Genomic DNA, 2,837 nt, shown 5'->3' on the forward strand with positions numbered 1-2,837 from the left:
CTTCCCGACGACATCTGGCGCCACGTCGACGTCGTGACGCCCAACGAGACCGAGGCGACGGTGATGACGGGCGTCGAGGTGACCGACGTCGCGAGTGCCGAGCGGGCGGGGCGCTGGTTCCTGGAACGCGGCGTCGGCGCCGCGGTCGTGACCCTTGCCGGAGCCGGTGCCCTGCTGGTCAGCCCCGACGGAGCGCGCCTGGTCGCACCGTTCCCCGTCGAGGCGGTCGACACGACCGCCGCCGGTGATGCGTTCTCCGGATACCTCGGAGCGGCGCTCGCGGAGGGCGCCACCCTCGACGAGGCCGTCGTGCGCGCCGCCGCGGCGGGCGCGCTGGCCGTCACGGTGCGAGGAGCCTCGCCGAGTCTGCCGACCCGGGAGCGCGTCCACGCGTTCCTCGCCGAACGCCCCGCGCCCGAGATCGTCGACGGGAGCCGCGCATGAGAAAGACCCCCTCCACCATCAACCCCGCCCTCTCGCGCGTCATCAGCGAGACCGGGCACACCGATCTCATCGTCGTGACCGACGCGGGACTGCCGATCCCGGTGGGCAGCGAGCGGATCGACCTCGCCTACCGTCCGGGGGAGCCGGCCTTCCTCGACGTTCTCGACACGGTGCTCGGCGAGATGGTGATCGAGGGGGCGACCGCGCCGGCGGAGATCGCCGAGCAGAGCCCCGCCATGCTCGCGGCGCTGCGCGAGCGCCTCGAGCCGCTCGGCGTCGAGCTCGAACTCGTGCCGCATGTGGAGTTCAAGGCGCGCACGCGGAGCGCCCGCGCCTTCGTGCGATCCGGAGAGTTCACCGCGTACGCCAACGTCATCCTCCACGCCGGGGTCGCGTACTGACATGACGACCGAAGCGCTGCACGGCGACGCGATCGACCGCCGGTCCTCGTCTCCGATGTACGACCAGCTGTGCCGGCTGCTGCTCGCGCGGATCTCGCAGGGCAAGCTCAAGCCCGGCGATCTGCTTCCCGGCGAGATGCGGCTGTGCGAGCACTACGGCATCTCCCGCACCGTCGTGAGGCAGGCGCTGGCGCAGCTCGAGCACGAGGGGGTCGTCGAGCGGGTCAAGGGGAAGGGCACGTTCGTGGCGCGCCCCAAGACGAGCGAGAGCCTCGTGCACACCTTGATGGGGCTCTACGAAGACGTGGAGCGCCGCGGCGGACACGTGCACAGCGATGTCATCCGGCACGAGCGCGAGGATGCCGCGGCCGATGTCGCCGAGGCGCTGGAGATCCCCGTCGGCGACTCCGTGATCGCCCTGGAGCGGCTGCGCTTCGTCGACGGCCAGCCGTGGTCGCTGTCGACGACATGGATGCCGGAGGCGGTGGGTGCCGTGACGCTCGGCGTCGACCTCGCCGACGCGTCGCTGTATCGCGTGCTCGCCGACAACGGGATCGTCGCGGCCGAGGGCGTGCGTTCGGCCGAGGCGACGGTCGCCTCGCACGAGCAGGCGCGCCTGCTCGACCTCACCACCGGCGCCGCCCTGCTCCGGCTCCGCAGCGTCAGCCGCGACGCATCGGGGCGCCCGATCGAGTTCTTCATCGCCCACCACCGCGGGGATCGGAGCCGTTTCGAGTTCGAACTCGCTTCCGACGTCTCGCACGCCTCGCTCGTCCATGTCCACGCGGAGTAGGGCGCGCGCCGCGCGCGGCGCGGACCGCGGCGGTGCGGAGTCGGCGATGTCGACGGCCACGATCTACGACGTCGCCGAGCGCGCGGGCGTCTCGCCCGCCACCGTGTCGCGCGTGTACAACGGCGTCGGGGTGTCACCGGCGAAGACCGAGGCCGTGCAGCGCGCCGCCCGCGAGCTGAAGTTCGTGCCCAACAGCACCGCACGGAACCTCCGGACCGGCAGCGCGAACGCGATCGCGCTCGTGATCCCCGACATCGAGAACCCGTACTTCACCGAGACGGCGCGGGGGATCGAAGACGTCGCGTCGGCGGCGGGCTACTCGGTCATGCTCTGCAACTCCGACGGCGACATCGCCAAGGAGAGCACCTACCTCGGCATCGCCGCCTCCGCCCACATGGCCGGCGTCATCCTCGCGGCCGCCGGAGACGACACCGACGTGAGCGCGCTGCGCGCCTCCGGCCGTCCGATCATCGCCGTCGACCGTTCCGCGGGCGGCGGCGTCGACTCGGTGCTCATGGCCAACCGCGCAGCGGGCTACGCTGCGACGATCGATCTGCTGGATGCCGGCTATCGCCGGGTCGCCTGCATGGTCGGGGGGATGGCGATCGAGACGTCGCGGGAGCGGGCGCAGGGATGGCGGGACGCGATGGAGGAGCGCCTGGGCTCCGCCGATCCGGCGTTGCTGTACCCGACGACCTTCCATCTCGAGGGCGGCCGGGTCTCCATCGATGCGCTGCTGGCGGCGGAGAATCCTCCCGACGCCTTCGTCGCGGGGAACAACCTCATCGGCATGGGGGCGATCCAGCGCCTCGCGGAGCTCGGCACCCCGCCGCCGGCCTACGGCATGGCGGTCATCGGATCCCTTCCCTACACGATCATCTCGCCGTCGTCGGTGTCGATCGTGCGGCTGCCGGCGCGGGAGATGGGAATGACGGCGGCGCGGATGCTGCTGGACCGCCTCGCCGGCGACGACTCCCCGCCCCGCACCGTCGTGCTGGGCGGGGAGCTGCTCCCGCGCCTCGACTCGTGACGTCCGGGGCGGACGCCGGCGCCGGTCGTAAGACCTGCGTCGCCGCTTCGGACCGCCGTCACATGGCGACCAGCTGCGCGTTCCGCGACGCGATCGCCTCGGCGGTGGCGGGGAAGATCATCGGCACCCCGAACGCCTCCGTCTCGGTCTGGATCTTCTCCGCCGTCGG

At 72.2% G+C, this 2,837-nt stretch carries 4 protein-coding genes; all 4 read left to right on the plus strand.

Translation table 11 applies throughout. The features are described from left to right. Positions 1-444: PfkB family carbohydrate kinase (locus tag B4E30_RS13675; protein WP_286795621.1), on the plus strand; the 444-nt coding region annotated here is incomplete at its 5' end. Next, positions 441-845, plus strand: a complete 405-nt coding sequence (gene rbsD, locus B4E30_RS13680) for a D-ribose pyranase (protein WP_286795622.1) — start codon at positions 441-443, stop codon at positions 843-845. The genes B4E30_RS13675 and rbsD, both read left to right, overlap by 4 nt. 1 nt (position 846) lies before the next feature. Further along, complete coding sequence (locus B4E30_RS13685) at positions 847-1,638, plus strand: GntR family transcriptional regulator (RefSeq protein WP_286795623.1); 792 nt, start codon at positions 847-849, stop codon at positions 1,636-1,638. A 46-nt stretch (positions 1,639-1,684) separates the two neighbouring features. Then, a complete protein-coding gene (locus B4E30_RS13690; protein WP_286795624.1) occupies positions 1,685-2,668 on the plus strand; it encodes a LacI family DNA-binding transcriptional regulator in 984 nt (327 codons plus the stop codon). Positions 2,669-2,837: the final 169 nt, after the last annotated feature.

Origin of the sequence: Microbacterium sp. UBA3394, from assembly GCF_002358725.1 — a bacterium.
GTDB lineage: Bacteria > Actinomycetota > Actinomycetes > Actinomycetales > Microbacteriaceae > Microbacterium > Microbacterium luteum.

Bases quoted from the DNA above. Each gene is read 5' to 3' on its own strand.
- rbsD (WP_286795622.1), top strand. From the start codon at position 441: ATGAGAAAGACCCCCTCCACCATCAACCCCGCCCTCTCGCGCGTCATC.
- B4E30_RS13690 (WP_286795624.1), top strand. From the start codon at position 1,685: ATGTCGACGGCCACGATCTACGACGTCGCCGAGCGCGCGGGCGTCTCG.
- B4E30_RS13685 (WP_286795623.1), top strand. From the start codon at position 847: ATGACGACCGAAGCGCTGCACGGCGACGCGATCGACCGCCGGTCCTCG.